We start from the raw sequence: 619 nt of genomic DNA on the forward strand, positions 1-619 counted from the left end.
CGTGAGGCTGACTGATACTCACAATACGATGGTCAATACGCCGCGTTTTGGTCTGGTACATCTCCTGTTGTTGGCGGAACACTTCACTGATGACGAGCAGCGTGCGATATTGCTGCCGATTCAGGAGCGTTAAGGACGCTCCAGCAGCCAGTAGTTTGTCGATATGAGCTAGGTTTCGCTGCAAATAACCCAGTTGCTTGCGGATTGCTCGTCCGAGCTGCTTCTTCTTTGGCTTGCGCTGCTTGGCAACTGACAAATACGCTTTGCGAGCCTGTTGGCGATAAGTACGTGGTTTCTGGGCAATGACATCTTTGACCTGAGAATATAACTTATCTAGGATGCGTTCGCTATGCTCTCGTGCCTCATTGAGCAATCTTAAATCCACTGGATAACGAATGTCTGCGGGAGCACAGGTGGCGTCTAGAATCAGTTTCCCTTGATGGCGAGGGGGTGAGTCTTCTTGGGCAGGGGGTGGTGAATGGTCATGGTCGTCATGATGGTCACCATTGTCATCATCATCTCCCTCATCTGCTACAACCGGGGATGACTCGGTTTCGGATGGTTTTGCTGCGGTCTCCTCCATGATTGCCCGAGACATAATGATGTCATTGATTTGCTT

General features: G+C 50.4%; 1 pseudogene. It reads right to left on the reverse strand.

The annotated features are described in order from the left end of the window. Positions 1–583 (reverse strand): annotated as a pseudogene (locus tag KR51_RS03955) (IS5-like element ISAcma17 family transposase); the annotation flags it as partial. Between the last annotated feature and the right edge of the window lie 36 nt (positions 584–619).

Origin of the sequence: Rubidibacter lacunae KORDI 51-2 (assembly GCF_000473895.1) — a bacterium.
Taxonomy (GTDB): domain Bacteria; phylum Cyanobacteriota; class Cyanobacteriia; order Cyanobacteriales; family Rubidibacteraceae; genus Rubidibacter; species Rubidibacter lacunae.